Annotated in this window: 16 protein-coding genes and 1 pseudogene; 3 read left to right on the top strand and 14 right to left on the bottom strand. The window is 42.3% G+C overall.

Going from position 1 to position 20,134, the window contains the following annotated elements; translation table 11 throughout:
- Positions 1 to 225: 225 nt before the first annotated feature.
- Complete coding sequence (locus P2A85_RS27730) at positions 226 to 1,488, bottom strand: RNA-guided endonuclease InsQ/TnpB family protein (protein ID WP_377476681.1); 1,263 nt, start codon at positions 1,486 to 1,488, stop codon at positions 226 to 228.
- A 5-nt stretch (positions 1,489 to 1,493) separates the two neighbouring features.
- Here P2A85_RS27730 and tnpA point away from each other — a divergent pair.
- Positions 1,494 to 1,724: pseudogene (gene tnpA / locus P2A85_RS27735) on the top strand (IS200/IS605 family transposase); the annotation flags it as partial.
- Between the two features lie 178 nt (positions 1,725 to 1,902).
- Entirely contained in the window at positions 1,903 to 3,468 is a 1,566-nt protein-coding gene (locus tag P2A85_RS27740) for an FAD-binding oxidoreductase (RefSeq protein ID WP_377476682.1), read from the top strand.
- Between the two features lie 29 nt (positions 3,469 to 3,497).
- On the opposite strand, the gene P2A85_RS27745 is transcribed toward P2A85_RS27740, so the two are convergent.
- A complete protein-coding gene (locus tag P2A85_RS27745; protein ID WP_377476683.1) occupies positions 3,498 to 4,364 on the bottom strand; it encodes a lipid kinase in 867 nt (288 codons plus the stop codon).
- Positions 4,365 to 4,483: 119 nt separating this feature from the next.
- On the opposite strand from P2A85_RS27745, the gene P2A85_RS27750 reads away from it, so the two are divergent.
- Positions 4,484 to 5,773, top strand: coding sequence for a HEAT repeat domain-containing protein (locus tag P2A85_RS27750; protein ID WP_377476684.1), 1,290 nt, complete (start codon positions 4,484 to 4,486; stop codon positions 5,771 to 5,773).
- 186 nt (positions 5,774 to 5,959) lie between these two features.
- On the opposite strand, the gene P2A85_RS27755 is transcribed toward P2A85_RS27750, so the two are convergent.
- From P2A85_RS27755 to P2A85_RS27810, 12 genes are all read right to left on the bottom strand, one after another.
- Entirely contained in the window at positions 5,960 to 7,135 is a 1,176-nt protein-coding gene (locus P2A85_RS27755) for a DegT/DnrJ/EryC1/StrS family aminotransferase (protein ID WP_377476685.1), read from the bottom strand.
- 72 nt (positions 7,136 to 7,207) lie between these two features.
- Positions 7,208 to 8,023 (bottom strand): glycosyltransferase family 2 protein, encoded by an 816-nt coding sequence (locus tag P2A85_RS27760; protein ID WP_377476687.1) that lies wholly within the window; start codon positions 8,021 to 8,023, stop codon positions 7,208 to 7,210.
- 73 nt (positions 8,024 to 8,096) lie between these two features.
- Entirely contained in the window at positions 8,097 to 9,182 is a 1,086-nt protein-coding gene (locus tag P2A85_RS27765) for a GNAT family N-acetyltransferase (RefSeq protein WP_377476688.1), read from the bottom strand.
- A gap of 113 nt (positions 9,183 to 9,295) precedes the next feature.
- A complete protein-coding gene (locus P2A85_RS27770) occupies positions 9,296 to 10,168 on the bottom strand; it encodes a phytanoyl-CoA dioxygenase family protein (RefSeq protein ID WP_377476689.1) in 873 nt (290 codons plus the stop codon).
- A gap of 59 nt (positions 10,169 to 10,227) precedes the next feature.
- Positions 10,228 to 11,325: a DegT/DnrJ/EryC1/StrS aminotransferase family protein gene (locus P2A85_RS27775; protein WP_377476690.1), complete on the bottom strand. Its 1,098-nt coding sequence runs from the start codon at positions 11,323 to 11,325 to the stop codon at positions 10,228 to 10,230.
- Between the two features lie 13 nt (positions 11,326 to 11,338).
- Positions 11,339 to 11,977 carry a sugar transferase gene (locus tag P2A85_RS27780; RefSeq protein ID WP_377476691.1) on the bottom strand — a complete coding sequence of 213 codons (639 nt, stop codon included), beginning with the start codon at positions 11,975 to 11,977 and terminating at the stop codon, positions 11,339 to 11,341.
- A gap of 111 nt (positions 11,978 to 12,088) precedes the next feature.
- Positions 12,089 to 13,210, bottom strand: a complete 1,122-nt coding sequence (locus P2A85_RS27785; RefSeq protein ID WP_377476693.1) for a glycosyltransferase — start codon at positions 13,208 to 13,210, stop codon at positions 12,089 to 12,091.
- Between the two features lie 11 nt (positions 13,211 to 13,221).
- On the bottom strand, positions 13,222 to 14,412 hold the full coding sequence (locus P2A85_RS27790; RefSeq protein WP_377476695.1) for a glycosyltransferase family 4 protein: 1,191 nt from the start codon (positions 14,410 to 14,412) through the stop codon (positions 13,222 to 13,224).
- Positions 14,409 to 16,121 (bottom strand): glycosyl hydrolase family 28-related protein, encoded by a 1,713-nt coding sequence (locus P2A85_RS27795; protein ID WP_377476696.1) that lies wholly within the window; start codon positions 16,119 to 16,121, stop codon positions 14,409 to 14,411. The genes P2A85_RS27790 and P2A85_RS27795 overlap by 4 nt, the downstream gene beginning before the upstream one ends.
- Before the next feature lie 35 nt (positions 16,122 to 16,156).
- On the bottom strand, positions 16,157 to 17,623 hold the full coding sequence (gene wzy, locus P2A85_RS27800; protein WP_377476697.1) for an O-antigen polysaccharide polymerase Wzy: 1,467 nt from the start codon (positions 17,621 to 17,623) through the stop codon (positions 16,157 to 16,159).
- Entirely contained in the window at positions 17,610 to 18,800 is a 1,191-nt protein-coding gene (locus P2A85_RS27805; RefSeq protein ID WP_377476698.1) for a glycosyltransferase family 1 protein, read from the bottom strand. The genes wzy and P2A85_RS27805 overlap by 14 nt, the downstream gene beginning before the upstream one ends.
- The gene (locus P2A85_RS27810; protein WP_377476699.1) at positions 18,748 to 20,082 is read right to left on the bottom strand and encodes a lipopolysaccharide biosynthesis protein; all 1,335 of its coding nucleotides are present in this window, start codon (positions 20,080 to 20,082) and stop codon (positions 18,748 to 18,750) included. Before P2A85_RS27810 ends, P2A85_RS27805 begins: the two co-directional genes overlap by 53 nt.
- Positions 20,083 to 20,134 lie beyond the last annotated feature (52 nt).

Raw genomic sequence — 20,134 nt, forward strand, 5'->3', positions numbered from 1 at the left:
TCAAGAACAGGCAATAAGCCTGTCCCACTTTTAATTAAAAAAAAATTAAAAATAATTAAAAATACCAATAGGTGACATACTCCCACATCAAATCTGAGTACAGATTATGATGTGGGCTTCTTAACAGCCCGATGAAGGGTATGTAAGATTTCCTTGATGGTACTGTTATCCATAGAACCAACTATGGAAAGATTCCCACTACGGCGTTTTATACTGGGGAAAATGCTAGGGCCCCAGTCTTTTTACGTTAATCGCAGCATTAAGATCGCGATCGACCATTAAAGAATGTTGCTCATCCCAATAGTTCCGTATACCGCAATCGGTGAAAATAATTTCATTCCGATAGCACAGAACCATTGAAGTATAAGCAGGTTTCTGCGGAACGACGACTGCTCCAGCTTTTTCGGCTATGTATTCCAGTGTCTTGAAAAATTGACCGAACGCAGCATCGAGCCAAGACTTGTTTAATCCTGATTTTGCTGATTGACCGTTCGGGAGGTAGTTACCCTCGTCATCTTGCTTAACTTTATTCCGCTTCGTTAAGCCTTTTAAATTCAAGTCTTCGTGAAAGAAGAATTTAGCTCCAGACCTGACAAGTTTGTGAGCCGTTTTATAATGAAAATCTTGGCGATAACGCGCTATTTTTTGGTGCTGTCTCGCTTCTTTTTTGGCTAATTTTCGCCGACATTTAGAGCCTAGCTTCCGCTTGTTCCGCTTTTTTGAAATGCGGTCTAGCTTGGCTTGGTTTTTGCGAAGCGGTTTCAACGAAGGTAACTTTTCGCCCGATGACGTTGCCAGGTAGACATCTTCGTGTAGCACCGCATCTAATCCGATCGAGTTATCCCAGTTTGGGGCAACTTTATCAGGAATAAACTGCGGCACTGAAGCGTCTTCAATCATTATTTGAACAAACCAACCGTCAGCCTTTCTAGTTACACTAATTTGCTTGACGTTAAACCCATCGGGGATTGGGCGGTGCATCCGAATTTTTATGATGCCCAACTTCGGCAATCGGATATAAAACCAATTCTTGCGAATTAATTTAATCCAGTCACTGTTAGCTGTACAAAAAGTCATCGTCCGATAATCCGCTTCAGTCTTGAATCGGGGTTTACCAGATCGCCCGCCTTTACTATCCCCTACGATAAACCGCTCAAAAGCTTTGTCTACTCGCTTAGAGACATCTTGCAGAATAGTTGAATCTATCTGTTTGAAGTCCAATAGTTCGCCACTGTGAAAAACTTTTATTAAGTCTTTTTTGATGACTGGTAATTGTTGTTTTTGGGAGTAGTAGTTGGGCTTCGCGCGGGGCGCAGAGATACTAGCAATTAATGGACAAGCATTTATAGCAGTACGGTTCATCTCCCACCAATCAAACCGATCGCCTAACTGTCTGTTATACCAATAGCGACAGATTCTCAACCAATGATTGAGGGTTAATTTTTGATTAGTGTCGGGATAGAACTGGTACTGATAACTTGCTTTCATTACATCACAGCCGATTGTTGCTTCAATATACACCACAAACTGAACCAAGTAAGCTGATCAACAATCTTAAGACTGTATCTAGTCGCTATTTGCGGAAAGAGTTTGTAGATGAAGTTGAAAAAGTTTACGGGAAAGATGTTTTTTGGACAAATGGATATTTTATTGCTTCCTGTGGCGGCGTGACGGTTGAGCAATTAAAGAAGTACATTGAGGAGCAAGATAGACCTGTAGAATAAGATTTGTTCGTCTCGTCATCCACCTGCCCACTGCTCAAAGCGTAGCTTTGAGATTGTGAACAAGTGGAATCCTCGTCTCACGCGCCTTTCATCCCACACCAACCGAAGCGGTATGGTGTGGGGATTCCCGTCTGTCAAGCTAAACTATAAAACTAACCCTATTTAATATTAAAACTCGATGTCCCTAACCACAGAAATTCTCTCTCAACTGCCTGGAAACGCCCTCGAAGGCTTACTTCAAGTCGATCGACTCTGGGAAAACCTCAAACAAAACACCGCACCCACACCCCAAGTCATCGAGTACAGCCCACAACCTCTCGAAACCATAAACTTCGACATAGTTATCAGTGGCGCAACCCTAGGAATACTAATCGGTACAGCCCTAGCCCTGCAAGGCTGGCGAGTTGCCTTACTCGAACGTGGCATCCTGCGAGGCCGCGATCAAGAATGGAACATTTCCCGCAAAGAATTAGACGTATTCTTAAAACTAAATTTGCTATCCCTTGAACAAATAGAAAAAGCCATTGCTACCGAATACAACCCAGCCCGCATCAGCTTTCCCGATACCCCAGACATTTGGGTGCGGGACGTACTCAACATTGGAATCGACCCAGTTTACCTCCTCGAAACCCTAAAACAGCGCTTTCTCCAAGCCGGAGGTAAACTATTTGAAAATACACCATTTAAAAAAGCAACCATTCACCCCAATGGAGTTGTCATAGAATCTACCAATACAGATGCGCAAGCAGCCCCAAATTTATTTAAAACCAGATTATTAATAGACGCAATGGGGCATTTTTCACCCATTGTGCGACAAGCCAGACAAGGCAAAAAACCCGATGCCGTCTGCTTAGTAGTCGGTAGTTGCGCCCAAGGATTCCCCAACAACGACACCGGCGACATATTTGCATCCTTCACCCCAATGCAAAATCAGTGCCAATATTTTTGGGAAGCATTTCCCGCGCGAGACGGGCGCACCACTTACCTATTTACTTACCTAGATGCCGACACCGAAAGATTCAGTTTAGAAACATTATTTGAAGAATATCTGCGCTTGCTTCCCCAATATCAAAACGTCCAACTTCACCAGCTAAAATTTCAAAGAGCACTCTATGGATTTTTCCCTTGCTATCGCCAAAGTCCTCTCAAAACCCCTTGGAATCGAATTCTCCCCGTCGGAGATAGCAGCGGCAGTCAATCTCCCCTCAGCTTTGGTGGTTTCGGCGCAATGGTGCGTCATCTTCAGCGCTTAACTCTGGGAATTCACGAAGCTTTGACAAGCGACAGTCTCAGTCAAAATTCCCTGGCACTTTTGCAGCCCTATCAGCCAAATCTATCTGTCACCTGGTTGTTTCAGCGTTCAATGAGTGCGGCAATGAATCAGAAAATAGCCCCCAATCAAATTAATCAACTTTTGTCTAGTGTGTTTCAGGTAATGGAACAGTTGGGGGAACCTGTACTAAAACCATTTCTTCAGGATATCGTGCTGTTTCCGGCTTTGTCAAAAACGCTGTTTAAAACTGCAATTACTCATCCTGGATTAGTGATGAAAATCATCCCCCAGGTGGGAATACCTAATTTGTTGGATTGGATGGTTCATTATGCAAATTTAGGGATTTATACGGGATTGCAGCCTTTGGCTAAAGCTGTAGAACCGCAGGTGAAGCAGTTGTCACCGCAGCAGCAATATTATTTTCACCGATTAATTGAAGCCTGGGAATACGGCGCTGGGGGCGATTATTAACTGATAAACAAACAGGCAAGATGCCTGTTTTACGGTGCTATAACTATTAAAGCTTGAGGAATAACTCGAAATTTCGCAGGAGTATGAGTTGTGATTTCACCATCGGTATTGATCGCAAGACGTTTGGTAGTATACACCTCAATTTCTTCAGATTCCAAGGTGCGTACATTAGACCAAATAGCATGATTGCCTTGCCTCATGGCAGGAAGTAAAGCGATTATTTCCCACCAATTATTTGTTTCCAAACTGTACAAATCTAGTCGCCGATCGTCTATGGTTGCATCTTCCGCAATCGTCATGCCACCGCCGTAGTAGCGACCGTTACCAATCGCAATTTGAATAGTTCTTACATAAAAGATTTGGTTATTTGTATGAATTTCCGCTCTAAAGATTCGGGATTTCCAAATTACTTGCAACGCAGTAAAAGCATAAGCTAAAATACCCCAACGCTGCTTGACTTCTTTAGTCAGTCGTTCGGTAATTTGCACGCTCAATCCCAAACTGGCTACATTAAAAAAATGCTGACCGTTCACCCAACCTAAGTCTATGCGCCGGACTTTACCGCTGGCAATTACTTGACAAGCTGCTGATAAAGAGGTAGGAATTCCGAGAGTGCGAGCTAAGTCATTGGCAGTTCCCATGGGCAAAATACCCAAGGGCAACTGAGTGTCAATTAAACCTTCGATGGCTGCATTCAGAGTGCCGTCTCCACCGCCGACTATGACTAATTCCACCAAATTTTGGTAGGATTTTATGATTGCTGAAAGTTCGTGAGGATGGTTGCTAGACTCTACAATTAACTCGAAACCTAGTGCTTGCAATTGGGCAGTTGCTTGAGAGAAGAGATTTTTTCCTTTTCGGGAGTGCTGGTTTATTAACAGTAGAGCTTTTTTCATTTTTTGAGTGTTATTGGTTATTTGTTATTTGTTATTTGTTATAACAATAAAGGTCAACTATCAACTGCCCACTGCAAACGTTCATCTACCTCCCTGCTGAAAAAAGCTCAACTAAAATTATGTCTAATATTTTAGAACAAGCGCAAGCCGCTGCCGATCGCCAAAACTGGTCTGAACTTGTCCAATGCTTGCAACAACTGCCACTCAAGGGACACCGGGCGCTGGAAACACAAAATTTAGACAAGGCCGTAAGTTTGGCCATAGAAGCCTTAGAATGGGGCGATTTTCAAGATCGATGGGATATTGCGAAAATATTGCCCAATCTGGGAACTAGGGCGATCGCACCCTTAATCGATATACTCGAAAACGAAGACGCAGATACCGAACAGCAGTGGTTCGCCACCCGCATCCTCGGAAAGTTCGATCGCCCGGAAGTGATTGAAACTTTAGCAAAATTAGTCAAAAATTCCGACGAAGAATTGAGTCAAATCGCAGCGGAAACCCTGGGGAATTTAGGGCCAACAGCAGTAGCATCCCTAGCAGCTTTGTTATTGCAAGCAGAATCCCGACAGTTTGCAACAGAAGCACTGGCTCAAATTCGCCACAGTGAAACCATCGTACCGCTGTTGAGTGTAGTCGGAGATTCCGAAGTTGCAGTGCGGTTGGCGGCGATCGAGGCGCTGAGCACCTTTCACGACTCGCGGATTGGGCCGGTATTGATAGCAGCACTCACAGATCCAGCCACAGCAGTCAGAAAAGAAGCCGTGCGAGCCCTAGGAGTTCGTTCGTACCTAGATGCAGAATTCGATTTAGTTAATTTGCTGAAACCTTTGTTGTGGGATATCCGTTTGGAAGTTTGTCAGCAAGCTGCGATGGCTCTTGGACGGCTGAAAACGGATGCAGCGGCGACGGCTTTATTTGAATTATTGCGATCGGTAACAACTCCGGTGGAATTGCAAATTGAAACTGTTCGGGCTTTAAGCTGGATGGAAACGAGCGCGGCTTGGGAATATTTGCAACAAGCGCTAACAGGAGAATTTCCTAAAATTAATTATGCTGTTTGTCAAGAAATTATTACGGTGTTGGGGCGTCTGTCAAAGCCGGAATTAAAAGGCAAAGCTGCTGAGATTCTGATCGATTTTCTTGAAAGTAGTCATGCAGCAGCCCAACAGGTGGAAGTCCAACAATCTTTAGCTTTAGCTTTAGGTCAATTAGGAGATTTCAGGGCGCTAGATTGTTTGATTCAACTGTTGGCTAACCCAGATACCAGAATCAGGCTGCACAGTTTATCAGCGCTCAAACAGCTAGGTGCGGATCGGGTGAGGCAGAAATTAGAAAGTTTACTGAAAGAAGATAATTTGGAACTGGGGTTGAGAAAGGGAATTGCGATCGCATTGCAAGAATGGTAGCAGCATCAATCAAAAAACAGAATACCGATATCCCCGACTTCTTCAATAAGTCGGGGAGATACTTGGGTATCGTCCTGTATTCATCTCTCTTCTCTTCTGGAGACTCTGGGGAAAGAGCGGTTTAATCATTCCCAAACAACCGTAAACAATATTAAAGAATCCGTTGCCGAACTTTCTGCGGCTAGGTCATCCATTTTCTTTGTGAAGTTGGGCGATCGCACTTGTCACCCGCCCCAAATCCTCATCAGTTAAATTAGAACCAGAAGGTAAACAAAGCCCATACTCAAATAACTCTTGGGCTACCGCACCGCCGATACATTCACAATCAGCAAAAACAGGCTGTAAATGTAAAGGTTTCCAAACCGGACGCGCTTCTATTTTCTCTTGGGCCAGCGCCAGACGAACCTGTTCTCTATCTACACCAAAAGCGGCAGGATCGATTGTCAAACAAGTCAGCCAGCGAGTAGCTTTGCCAAAAGCTGCTTCCGGCATAAATTCGATTCCCGGCAAGTTTTCTAAAGCTTGTTTGTAAAATTCAAAATTGTGCCTTCTCGCCTGTACTCTTTCCTCTAAAACCTGCAATTGTCCCCGACCAATTCCCGCTAAAACATTACTGAGGCGGTAGTTATAGCCAATTTCAGAATGTTGATAGTGAGGAGCGGGGTCGCGGGCTTGGGTTGCCAAAAAACGAGCTTTTTCTATTAATTTTTGGTCATCTGAAACTAACATTCCGCCGCCGGAAGTGGTGATAATTTTGTTACCATTGAATGAGAAAATGCCGATTTTACCAAAGCTTCCAGGCGATCGACCTTTGTAGCTAGCCCCTAGAGATTCGGCTGCATCTTCTATTAGCGGAATTTCATAAGCATTGCAAGCTGCTAGAATTGGGTCGATGTCGCAACTTTGACCGTAGAGGTGTACGATGACAACAGCTTTGGGTAATTTACCAATTTTTGCTCGTTTGTCAAGGGCTTCTCGGAACAAGTTGGGGTCTAGATTCCAGGAAGTGCGATCGCTATCGATAAAAACAGGTTTTGCACCAAGATAAGTAATCGGGCTAGCAGTCGCAATAAAAGTCAGAGTCGAGCAAAAAACTTCATCTCCCGCACCGACACCAATTAATTTGAGAGCCAAATGCAAAGCTGCGGTACCCGAAGTAACAGCCGCCGCGTGTTTAGCGCCAACTACTTCGCAGAATTCTTGCTCGAAAGCGTCTACATGGGGACCGACGGGGGCGATCCAGTTGGTGTCAAAGGCTTCTTTGACGAACTCCTGTTCGAGGGAACCCATGTGAGGTGTTGATAGCAGAATTTGTTTTTTCACTATGTAAAATAAACTGTAAGTAATGTTTCCAATTACCACTTTGGGGTATTTGAACCTGGAAGCAATAATTTTTCGCATACTAAGTATACAGCACTTTTAATCTGCTGGTTGCTAATGGCTTCCACCACAGGGATACAAACCAAATTCATTAGCGATCGACTTACTCAAAAATACCAATCGATACTTGAAAATCTTTTTAATGAGAGAGCCAATATCTTTCATCAAAGTTGTGTAGAGCATCTGTGATGTTATTTCTTTGTTAGCTAGAATATTTTCACCATTTTCAATAGTATAAGCAGCTCCGATAAATGGTAAAGGTTGCATATTAGCATTAGGTAACAAATCAAAGCAATTATTATAGAAATCAGGATTTTCAAAAAGCAGTTCATGCAAAGCATACTTAATAATTACCGAGGTGCCACTGACCTGATTAAAATTTTTAGTGTTCATGTAAAGAAATTTACTGTTTTCTCGATAAATGTATCCTTTCCTAAATACCCAACCATCACCGTCTTGATTTCGATCGACATACTCAGCGAGCTGGTTACTGACACAATCATCAGAATCTATTACCATAATATGTGAAGGCTGAAATTGTTGTTGACTAAAGTCTATTCCCGTTAAAATCTTTCGGGTTTTGTCTGCATTTTTCATGGCAATTTCTTTGCTAGAAATAGCATAATCATAACCTTCTAAATGTTCTTCTTCAGTTTTCTTGTAAATAGGTACTGGAAAATCAACCTCAACATAGTAAACATGAGGATGTTGAAACTGAATATTTGGTTTTTCGTTACAAATCACAACAACTCGGAAATTAGATGATGTTTGATTACAAGCAGACTTAACGCATCGTTCGACTAATTTAGAGAGGATTTCCCAGGAATTGGTAATTTCCTTACTTTTGACCGGGATCACAAAAACAAGCATGAATTTTTCTCCTAGTAATTCAAATTTTCAGTATTCATTAAAACAAGTTTGGTTGGTCAACTCCGTGAATATTTTACCTTACCTCTGAAGGTAAACGATAGGCAGGAAAAAACTTTGAATTGAGCATTTCTTCTGGTTGAATCCCTAAATATTTTGCTCGTAACTCAACCAGATGATGATATTGTTCTTCATCTGTAATCAGACGCATAGTAAAGAAATTGTGCCTTTCTTTGGAAAAACCAGACTTGAATATGTAAAGACTATCTTCCTTAGACCCTCCCACACCACCTCCCATATGAAAAAATTCATTTCCCCGTTCTTGAGACCAGTATCTGCCATAGTCAAATATTAAACTAAAAGGAGACTCACTCAAAAACTCAGTTTTGCTTCCGCCCAGGTGAGCCTGAACTATACCACCACATTCTAGAAATATGGAAGCACTCGCAATTTGATTCTCCTTTTCTACAAGGCATAAATGAGTGTGTTCTCCTAATTTTGCTAAATCTTCAAAATACTCACGTCCAAAATAATAGGATTTACTCGCTTCAACACGGCCCATGGTCTCTTCATAAACTTCCATAAATTCATTGAGGTATTCCAAATAAGGGACTATTGTTGCGGTCAACCCTAATCTTTTACACTTATTAATTGTACTTTTATGACCCTTTCTAGTCCGCGACTTAATTTTACCTGCCGAAAGTTTTAAGTCAACGGATACCGTCTCGCCATTAGGTGTAAAAGTCCCTGGTTGACAAATTTGATTTAAGTTGTCATGGAGGATAGGATGAAGCCGAAAAAAAGCGGAACATACACCCTTATTCCTCAAAACTCGCTTGAGTTCGTTGATGGCAAAATCTGGAAATCCTGGGGTGTTAGCTGCGGCTTCACTTAATAAAAATCCGGGATATCCGTAGGGAGAGATAACATCAAAAATTTCCAGATCTGATAATTCCGTTGGCACGAGGTCATGGCAGGGACGTAGCAAATAAGGCAAGAATAAAATCTTCTCCCCATCAACTATCAAAAAAGCTTCTGGAGTTGTGTTAGTTCTTTTTGAATCTAACAATAAATACTCAGGTAAGTGATAGGTATCATGGCGAATTTTCCCCAATATTTCCAGCCATAATGGGTTTTGTATATCAAGGATTGAAATATTCATCTGCCTTCCTCCAACAAGTGATAGGTATAGTCGGAAATTTTTGGTAATTTTTATCGAGATAATCTCGCGATAATTAGGTGTTATTTTTCAAAGGATTGAAATGTTTATCTGTCTTACTCCGACCACAAAACAGGAAACACGGCTGGATCGTGGAAATCAGGATCGCCCTTGGGCAATTTACGGCACAAAAGTTCGTTAAGAATGTGAACTTCTTCGCCTTTTTGATTCCAAAAATGCCGATATTGGTTAGCTTCATCTTGTAGGTGAATTGCCATTGCCAAACGGGTGCGATCGCTAGTGTTAGGGTAGCTACCGTGAATTGTCCAACAGTGATGAAAGCTCATTTGACCTTTCTTTAATGTCATCGGTAGTTTGATGATTTGCTCTCCTTTAGGGCATAAATTTTGTTCTATTTCCTCAAGATTCGGATTGTTAAAAGATCGCATATTTTCAAGTCCAGACCACTTGTGGCTGCGATCGAAAACTGCGATTGGGCCCATCAACTCGTCGCAGTCTTGGAAAGGTATCCAAGCTGTGAGCAAATTATCGGAGGTACAGGTTGACCAGTAGGCGCGATCGACGTGCCAGCCGATGGTAGTTTTGCCGCTTTTGGGTGGCTTAGAAATGATTTGGTCGTCTAAAATGCGAATTTGCTTGGTTCTTGCCAGTCGTGCGGCGATCGCGCCGATAATTGGTTGAAGGGCAAATTTCCGCAAAGCGTTACTTTGCAATGAAATAAATTCGTTGTTGCGAGTAACATCTCCATCTTCTGGCTTCCAGTTACAGTATCCGCTACTGAGAGGAAGTACCGCATCTCTTTCTCCTTGATAAAATTTTTCGCAAGCTAAAATTGCTTCGTCAATCATTTCATCAGGGATAACTTTTTGGGAAATGTACCAGCCGTGTTCTTCGTAAAACTGCACATCTTCTTCTGTCGGCAGAAGAGATTTCTCTTCATCTGTTAAAACTTGAGTTAAAGTTTCCATTTTTTATTCTGTCCTAGGGATTGACTAAGTGTTTTTTAGGAATTTTTCACAGACCCAATCTAACAAATGACTAAGGAACGATCGCTTGGGACAAATTCAACTAATTTGGTGACAACTCGCTCAATATCATTGTAGGAGTAACGATGATCTGCGGGTATTGTCAGCAACCGATTTGACAAATCAAAGGCCAGCGGATCGTTACCGGATAATTGGTCTGGCGGTTGTGGCCAATGAACTGAAGCAAAAATATTTTCGCTAATCAAAAATCGGCGCAGTTCTTGTCGAACTTGAGTATTTTTGCAGAGGAGGATGCTGTTAAAAGGTACTGAACCTGGTTTCCAATCAGTAAAAATCGGTTCCCAATAGTCGTTTTTTTCTTTCACTATCAAATCTAAAAAATTTCTGATATTAGCTGCTCGCTGTTGCCTCATTTCAGAAATTTTTAAACTTAATAGGACATTTTTTGTCAAGGTAGAAATGGCGTGTTCGCCATCGTTAATCAGCTCATGTTCGCCCTCTAATTGTAAAGTTCGATAGCTATCTTTGGAAATATCTGCCCCCATTAAATACGATCGCTTTAGTAGCATGGCGGTGAGTTTTTGGGCTGCGGCGGGTGATTCTGATTGAGAAGGTCGAGGTAGTTCCATTTTTTGCCCCGACCAAATCATCCCTCCGTCGGGAATTGGCAGTGTTTTACGCAGGGATGCGATCGCGTAATGAGCGGTAGTTTGTTGCGCCCAAAGGGAGAAGGGATCGTGGCTGTGGTCTTCAATCAAAATCATATCTTGATGTTGAGTTAGCCAATCTTGCCAAGCTTTTCCTTCCTTGATGCCAAACAAATTAACTGCTAATACCAAATCACCTGGTGAAGGGCGAAGGGAGTTAAAATCTGGTGCTGCTTCGGTAGGCAAATCTCGATACCAACAGACATCGAAAACTCTAGCCATTTTTTCGGCAACTTCCATGCAGTAATAGGTCGGCAAATGCAGCTTCAATCGCTGTCCATCACCTCTTAAGAAACGTTCTAGCGACAATAAAATGCCCGTAGCGGTAGAAAATAATTCGTAGCTTTGAGGAAATAACGTTGGCGATGATGATGATGCCAAAGCATCATCCGACCAATCAAATTCCGAACCGACTTCCCATCTTACTATCATTAATTTAAATTCCTCATTCATTACCTTTAAATTCTTGTCCAGTGGCTTGACCTTCTTGGCTGATTTCTTTTTGTCCCAAAACTTTCCCTATTGTGAGGAAAAGTATTTTTAAATCCAGCCACAGGCTCCAATTATCGACATACCAAACGTCGAGTCTAAATTTTTCCGGCCAATTTCCATCTAGTAGTCGGCGACCGTTGACCTGAGCCCAGCCAGTGATTCCGGGCATAACTTCGTGGCGGCGTGCTTGTTCTGGGCTGTAGCGTTCTAGGTATCTTACTAATAAGGGGCGAGGGCCAACCAAGCTCATGTCGCCTTTGAGAACGTTCCACAGTTGCGGAAGTTCGTCCAAACTGGTTTTACGCAATAATTGACCGATCGCAGTCAGGCGTTGCTCATCGGGGAGCAGGTTTCCTTCTGCATCGCGATCGCTTGTCATGGTGCGAAATTTGTAGAAGTTGAAAACGCGACCGTTTTTACCGGGACGCGGTTGGGTAAAAACAATGGGGCTACCCATGCGGAGGTAGATGGCGATCGCCACGATTAAAAGTAAGGGAGAGAAAATTAGTAGTGCGATCGCGGCAACTAATCTATCTAATACCCACTTAGTTAGTTTGGCGAATTTGGTGATTAGCGATTGGTGATTATTCATTGTTGATTATTTGTTACTTAAATCAATATTTGGGATATTAATGTTGGCAAAATTTTCAGTGAGTTATTTAGAGAAGAAGTCCTGGCAGTAGAACACAAAAATTATAAAGGATTAAGCAGTGGCTTCTACATACAATTCCTCATGGAGTTTCACAATCTGCCGCAGCTCGTAATTTGCCATCCACGTTCTTCCCTTTTGTCCCATTACTTGAGCTTCTTGGCGATGATCTAATACCCAGGCCATTGCATTAGCAATTCCTTTTGTATCTCCCACATCTACCAGAAGACCGCAATCTTTTTCCAGCAAATCCCTTGTGCCACGGATATTGGTGCCAATCACCGGAACTTCCAGGGACAAAGACTCCATCACACAATTGGGAAGCCCTTCCTGTTCAGAAACAAGTATTGTTGCTACAGAAGCACGCATCAAAATTTGAATATCCCTGCGAAACCCCAAAAAATGGACTTGATTTTGAATTTTTAACTCAGAGGCTAATTTTTTCATCTGATCTACCAACTTTCCTCCACCGGCAAGTGCCAAATGTACCTCTGGTCTTTGCAGTTGAGCCAATGCTTTGAGCAAATCTTGATGATGTTTGCGAGGAATGAACTCAGCTACTGCCAAAAACATTGGTGCATCTAGCTGTAGTCCCAACTCTTGACGTACTTGCGCTACCTCAGTTTCAGAAATAGCATTGGGGTTATAGCGATCAACATTCAAACCCGTTCCAGGGATGTAGCGAACTTCTTTGCTAGGAACCAGTTGATAGTGCTTTGCCGCTTCCTCATCCTCACGATTGACTACGATTAAATAGTCAGTCCAGTAGCCAGCTAGTTTTTCTAAGGCCAAAAATCCAGCATTTTTTAGGAGTGATCCGCCACGATAGAAATGAAAGCCTTGGGCAGTGTAAATTATCTTAAGATTTCCTTGCTTTCTCCAAGAATTGAGAGCATACCGGGCGACAAAAGCAGCTACAGGCGTGGATACGTTTACTAAGTCATATTCCCGTTGGTTCATCACCGCTTTGATTTGTTGTGGGGCGGCTATCAAGTTTCTCGGATCTAGGGGATTGCGCGACCATTCTACATCCCAGACGCGATCGAAAGCCTCCACGCATTCAAGATTACTTGAAATTTCGTTAGCCATGCCGTCCACCTGCCAGCCCCGATCTCGTAAATGGCTTACTAAAGGCAGGAAGAAAGCTCGAAGAGTACCTGGGATAGTCGTAACCATTAAAAGTTTTTTCATTGTTTTTGATTGATCCATGCTTCGGTTTGTTTTCGCACATAGCGATAGAATTCAATGCGTTGCTCACGCAGTAGTTCATCTTGATACTCTTTAGCTTTCTCCAAGTTACGGGCTGACATCTGCGCCATACGTTCTGGGTTAGCGATCACCTCACAGATTTTCGCTGCCAATGCCGCCACATCGCCAGGAGATACCATATCTTCTGCTGCCAAGAGTTCGGGAATACCTCCTACAGTAGAACCAATGCAAGGTAATGCTCGCGCCATCGCTTCTACCATTGCTCTAGGTAATCCTTCTTGATGGGAAGGTAAAACGAAAATATCCGCTTGATCTAACTGCGATCTTACTACTTCCCCAGCCTGTAATTGACCGAGAAAAAGCACTTTTTTTCCTATTCCTAATGCCTGAGCTTGTGCCTCTAGTTCTCCTCTGTATTGACCATTACCTATCAAAATGAGCTGAATATCTAATCCGTCACGCACACAAACTGCAACTGCATTAATTAAGACATCGGGCGCTTTATAAAGTTGAGCCATTGTTCCCACAAAAATGAGAGTAAATGGGGCTGTTTTCTCCTGGTAGTAACGCGGCTGGAGAACGAAGCTTTCTTCACCCAGTTCTACATCGGACACACCGATCGAAAAATTTGGGCAAGGATAGTGTTTTTGTAGCGCGTCTTGAGTCACATAAGCTGCTGTGGCTGCCTCAAGACATTGATGCCGTAACTGACGGGGAGAATACCAACGTAAAAAAGGTCGAAGGGGACTTTTGATCGAACCAGGTGCAAAAACATCATAGGGGTCGGCTACCACTTCTACAGCATAAGGATGACCTATTTGGCGTAGCATCGGTTGGATATGGGAAGCGATCGTGGAACCAACTCGCAAGATTACTGCATCGTTTGGTTTGACTACATTTCTGGCACTATGCCGCACTTGCCATGCTTTGAGTAAATATTGCCAAGGGCCTATGTAATAGGGTATGGCGGCAAAGGAAACTCCTTCTCCATCGACTCGTTGCCAGTCTGAAGGGATATCAGGAACATCCCGCACACGCGCGACAACGCAGACTTGATCAAATACATCGAGATATCGCTTCCAAAATGAATAGGGGAAGGTTGTTTGCGTCCACACCTTGCTATCTGGCGTGCGCTCAAAACGATACTCTAGAGCAACAATAACTTTCATGGCTTAACAACCTCCAAACTAGATCGCAAAACTTCTAATTTAACACCACTATCTACCTGTAAAGAATTGCCTTTTGCGTTGCAGTTAGCTACACAGTTACCTAACCAAATAATTCCTCCTCTAATTGTGTTAACTTTCTGAGTATCTCTGAGAACATTATCATTAATATGAAAGTCTTTAAACACTCCACTTGCAATAATTCCCGATTTGTAATCGTTGTGAAAATAACCAGTGCTTTGACCTGGATTTACAATTGTATTTTTTGAGATTTCTCCTCCCTTGACAGGCATCGATATATAAATACCAGATCCTAGAGAGTTTTCTACTAGGTTGTTGGAAATATTAATATTCTCGCTAACTACAGCAGGTGCAGCCTTTCTCCATAGACTTATTCCTGCTGCTAGGCGATCGCTGAGACGACCTCTGCCAGAGAAGTTTGCGAAAATAATTTGATTATTAACAATATTCACGTTGGTCATAGGAGCATCTGAGTTAGCATCTAGTTTAATTCCTGTACTCGGAGCATCGCCCCACAAGCCACGCCAATCATTAACATTTAAGCTGATTTTATTGTTAGCAACGGTGCAATCGATCAGAGACGGGTTTGTGGTATTGCCACTATCAAAGTATGACCAAAGGATGATGCCCGTATGAGCATCTTTGATAATGTTATCGTTGATGATTTGATTTTTGGAACTCTTAGCATAGCCTGTGATATTCATCCCATTTGCAAATCCAGATATCACATTTTTCTTAACTATATATTCATCTCCATGTGTTTCTATAGCTGTTCTTGCACCATTAGTACCGGCCCCATTCCTAGAATAAAAAATATTCTTATATATTTGCATCCGTTTTCCGTGTCCGTAAATGGTTGAATGATCGTAATCGCTAAACCCTCCGCCAATTTGCTCAAACACATTATCAATAATTGCAACATCTGATACTGTTTTTTCCCCATTAATAGTAATTGTATTAACGTTACTTTGATCTCTAAATATACATCGATATATGCGGATTTTTGAACCGACATAAATCCGAAGAGCATATCTCTCTTTTTGTTGTAAAAAATCACGTTCATTTACGACAATATTATTGGTAGCATTAGCGTCTATTGTTAAATCATACATTGAAAAATTAGATAAATCTGATTCATATGTTTCTCCAGCCATGATAGAGTTATAGTTGCCTTGTTGATCGGCTAGCTTGATAATACTATCTCTCCGATCTGTTCCCTTGAGAGTAACTTGGGCGCGAATCACAATAGCTTGTGACCTAGCAGAATTAATAGTAACTTTGTAAGTTCCGCTAGGAAAAAAAACAACTCCTCCACCAGCTTTAAAAACAGCGTCAATAGCCTTTTGAATTGCTTTTGTATCATCTGCTATGTTGTTACCAATAGCTCCTAATTCTTTCACTGAAACAAACTTACCTTGGCTGTAATACTCCTCAGACATTCGGACATCATTATTCAGAAATTCTGGATTTCGTACCAGATGGGTTTTGGCTTGAGATAATTGTTGAGGTAAAACAACAGCCATTTGCTTTGTAATCTGAACCAAACTATGTCGATATCTAGCACTTGCAGTCTGCCGTAGCGGAGTATTGACAGGGACTAATTTTGAGACAAATGCAACAGTCACATATATAAATCCTGAAGTAGCTAATAAACTTGCGGCTATTAAACACTGTGATTTTTTTTTGTTCATATGACTTGGGATTCATTAATAATCATACTTTTTATTTACCTTGTGAGTTTATTAGATTTTAGCCAACCTAATAAACATACGCTGAAGTAGGGACACAGCGAGTACCATACGAGCGATCTTACTACAAGAGCAGATTCAGCACGAGCAAAAAACAAGAAGAATGAAGTATAACTGGCAACTGTTGCCATCCGAGCCGCTTCTCCTGATCGAGCTGCCCATAATGTAAATTTTGCGAACAGAAAACCCATCACTCCCAAGGCAATTGGCGCTCCAAACCAACCAAAATTGAGATAAGCTTCAGCAATAAAAGAAAATCCAAAACTACCCCCTCTAGCAGCAAACTCAGGTTCAATTTCCCAAACCAACCACACATCGGGAATACCTCTGGCAATAGTTGGGTGGATTTTCCCAAAAAAATTGGGCATAAGGGTGAGCAAGGCATAGAAATATTCTGCTCCCATTTGGAAACCCCTGATACTGGGAACTAAGTCTATGGTGTGAGCAACTGTCATCATAGAACCTCCCATCTCCGATAGAGAAGTGAGAGCAGGATTATTGATAGATGAAAAAGTTTCTACCAGAAAATCTATCGATAAACGGTCTTTACCACTAACATTCCTAGTAGCGGCTACCAATGGAAAAACAATGAACATTATCAGGGAACCCGTGCTGAGTAAAAAAGTTTTAGGAAGTGGGGAAATCGATTTATGCCATAGCGATGCGAAGGCAAGTAATGGCATTACTGCTTGATTTCTTTCACCTAAAAAAAATTTGGTAGCTGAGTAGATAACTATAATACATCCAGATATCAACCTGCCCTTCATTTTTTCCTTACTTCCTGCAAGTATAAAGATAGCTGATGGGACAAGAAAACCAGCTAAAACAGAGGGTGCAGCACTAAAACTTGTCCCAATCTCTTGTTCATATAGCCCAAAATATCCCCCAGATGCGACAACAGAAATAGCTTGCCTGAGAACAACAATAGCAGGAAAAAAAGATATACCGAGAAGGCAAAAACCAATTAAATAAGTATTCCTAGTTGTTGAGTTTGTTGTTGCTTTTTTTGAGTTATTTATAGAACAATTAATTTTTCTTGTTTTGGCTGCACTGATCAACGCACCTAAGTGAAATGATGCCAACCCAATGTCAACCAAAAAAATTGTTTTTAGAATGGTCTCTGTTGAAAATTTATTATCTAAGATGCCGTTTTCATTGAGTGAAAATATCTCCAAAATAATCTGACCACCGTTAAATAATAATGCTGCTATAAAAAATAAAATATAAGGGTCAAATAAGCTTTTTGTGATGAAAGACCATGACCAAAATACCCACAGGGTTAGTAGAAGCAAGAAACAGGAGGAAGGATAAATTAGTGACTCCGTTTGGAAGTTCAATGGCTCATATAGAATACATGAAATAATCAAAATTGCATGAATGCAAAATTGACCTAGGATAATTATAAGGCTACCTTGATCTAGCTTGACAGTCTTAGCAGTATCCATCTTTATAAGTTTTGGTAATTTTATTAACGCTAAATGCAATATTAAATGGGCTGTTTTCCAAGATAGCCAGACTGTCTGCTTGAGCAATATTCGACCTAGTATTTCGCGCAGACAAAACTGCATCAGCCCACACAGAAGCTGATTTCAATAAGCTTATGCGTTGGATTAGTGGCTTGACTATATCAACCTCCTCTGTAATCACATCTGACAAAATAAAAGGCAGACCAGCGGCTTGAGCTTCTATTCCAACAACTGGTAATCCTTCATAAAGTGATGGCAAGATGAACGCATCCATAGCACCTAACATCAATCGGGGAACATCCGATCTATTGCTAGTAAAAATAAGGCGATCGCCCAATTCGAGTTCCATTGCTTTTTGTTCTATTTCTGGACGCAGTGAACCTTCACCCAACAGCAAAAGTCTCATTTTTGGTTCTTTTTTGGCAACTTCTGCTGCAATTTTTAACAGAAAAAAATGGTTTTTTTGTGCTGCAAATCTGCCGATGTGACCGATGACAAAGGCATCAGCCGGTATGCCGAGTTCAGCGCGAATTGCGATCGCATCAACTGGTTCACGAAACGGGGTTAAGTCAATACCGTAGTAAAGAATTTGCCAGCGTTGGTCTTTTTCCCCGAATAACTGAAACAGATCGGCGACAGCATTGCGGCTGCAACCAAAACTTAGTGTTGCAGAGCGGGCGATCAACCATTTGCTTAAATTAAGATATAAACGTCGGTACAATCTCGCTTTCGCCTCAGCGGAGGAGGTATCGTTGTGACTGTGGGCAATGCGGACAGGTATTCCTGCTTGTTTTGCTAACCAGAGAACGTAGCCACTGAAGTGGTGAACGTGACTGTGAACAATATCATAGGGCCCGTATTCGCGTAGAATTCGTTTAAAATTGCGAGCGTACAGCCAAGGTTTTGCAGGACTGAGACAGGGGATAATCTTGCTACCAAGAGCGATCGCTTCGTCATCGTAAGGACAGGGTTCAGTTGTGTGAACTAAAAAGTCCATTTGAAAGCGATCGCGATCGATATTTCGCAAAACGTGCATCAGCCAAGTTTCCACTCCGCCCCGATTCATACCGCCAACAACATGAAGAATGCGGATGGGACGCTGCTTAGTCGATATTTGATTTTGTTCCTTGATATTTATTGAGTCTGTATAGTGCATGAAAAATCACTCCCAAACTAAAAACTGCTTGAACGATCGCCCCAATAATCAGCGCGATCGCCGCCCCTCGCACTCCCTGTGTCGGAATTAACCAGAAACAGGCGATCGCCGAAATCCCCGTTACCAAAACAAACAAAGGCATTTGCACCTGAAAGTACCTAGCCGCCGTCATCCCGTAACCCAAAAAGGAAGAAACGTAACCAATACCCGCACCCACCATCAGCCACGCGAACAAATCAGCTCGATCGGCATACTCCGGTTTATAAAGTAAAGTTAGGATTTCCCGGCCCGCAACAACAGAAACAACAACACCTCCGACACCTAACATCAAGCCAACCCCCACCAGCTTGAGCATTAGCGTGCCAAAAGCAGTGCTATTTCCCTCTGCATAATATTTTGCCAGCCGCGGACTTGCAGACTCCGCCAGCGCACTGACAACCATACTTCCAACCACCATCAGGTAAGAGATAGCAGCGAAAATACCCAGTTCCCGTTCGCCCAAATACCGCTCGATAAAATAGCGAGGAATATTAGTATTTAGCGAAATCAACATCATCACAAAACCGAGAGGTAAAGCTAGCAAAACTAACTTGCTCAAAGTTTTTTGGTGCCAGCGCGGGTACAAGGAATTTTGGCTGTTTCCAGGTTCAGCATCAGCAACTAATAAATCTGCTTCTTCTCTTCCATTTGAAGAATTATTTAAAATTAATCTACCATTGCGAATATCCCAGAAGCAGAGGATTAAACCCCAGGCAATTGCTAATCCGATCGCTCCCCCTACCACACTCCCAGTTACGGAAACTCCGATGACTAAAAGTAACAGCGATAAAGGGCCTTTAATCATCAGGGCGATCGCAATTTTATCCATCCGTTCGTGCTGCTGAATCAGTCCGTAAAATACATCACTGATTGACTCGAAGGCCTTGGCTAAGGCGATCGCCAAAATCACCAGTGAAGTCTCCCAGCTATACCCAGCTTTCAGCGTAATTCCCGCAATTATGAACAGGGCTAAACCAGTGCCAATTAACCTCAGACCTAAATAGTCGGCAAAAACATACTCGCCTTTGGCATCCGTCGCTTGGATACTTCGCAGTTGCAGATTAGTAAACATAATTACAGGTGCTGTCACCGCCAAACCCAAGGTAAACTGACCCACCATTTCAGGACTGCCCAATTTAGCAAGCACCACCAACATCCCCCACTGGGAAGCTGCATAAACTAGATTCCCAGTGAAAGTCCAGGAAAAATTTCGGCGTAATGTTAGTGGTTTCAACTGTTGCATTAGTAGCTAATTTCCGGCTGGCTAATTGGTTAATTCCAAATCCTGTATTTGG

Source organism: Microcoleus anatoxicus, from assembly GCF_042465725.1.
Lineage (GTDB): Bacteria > Cyanobacteriota > Cyanobacteriia > Cyanobacteriales > Microcoleaceae > Microcoleus > Microcoleus anatoxicus.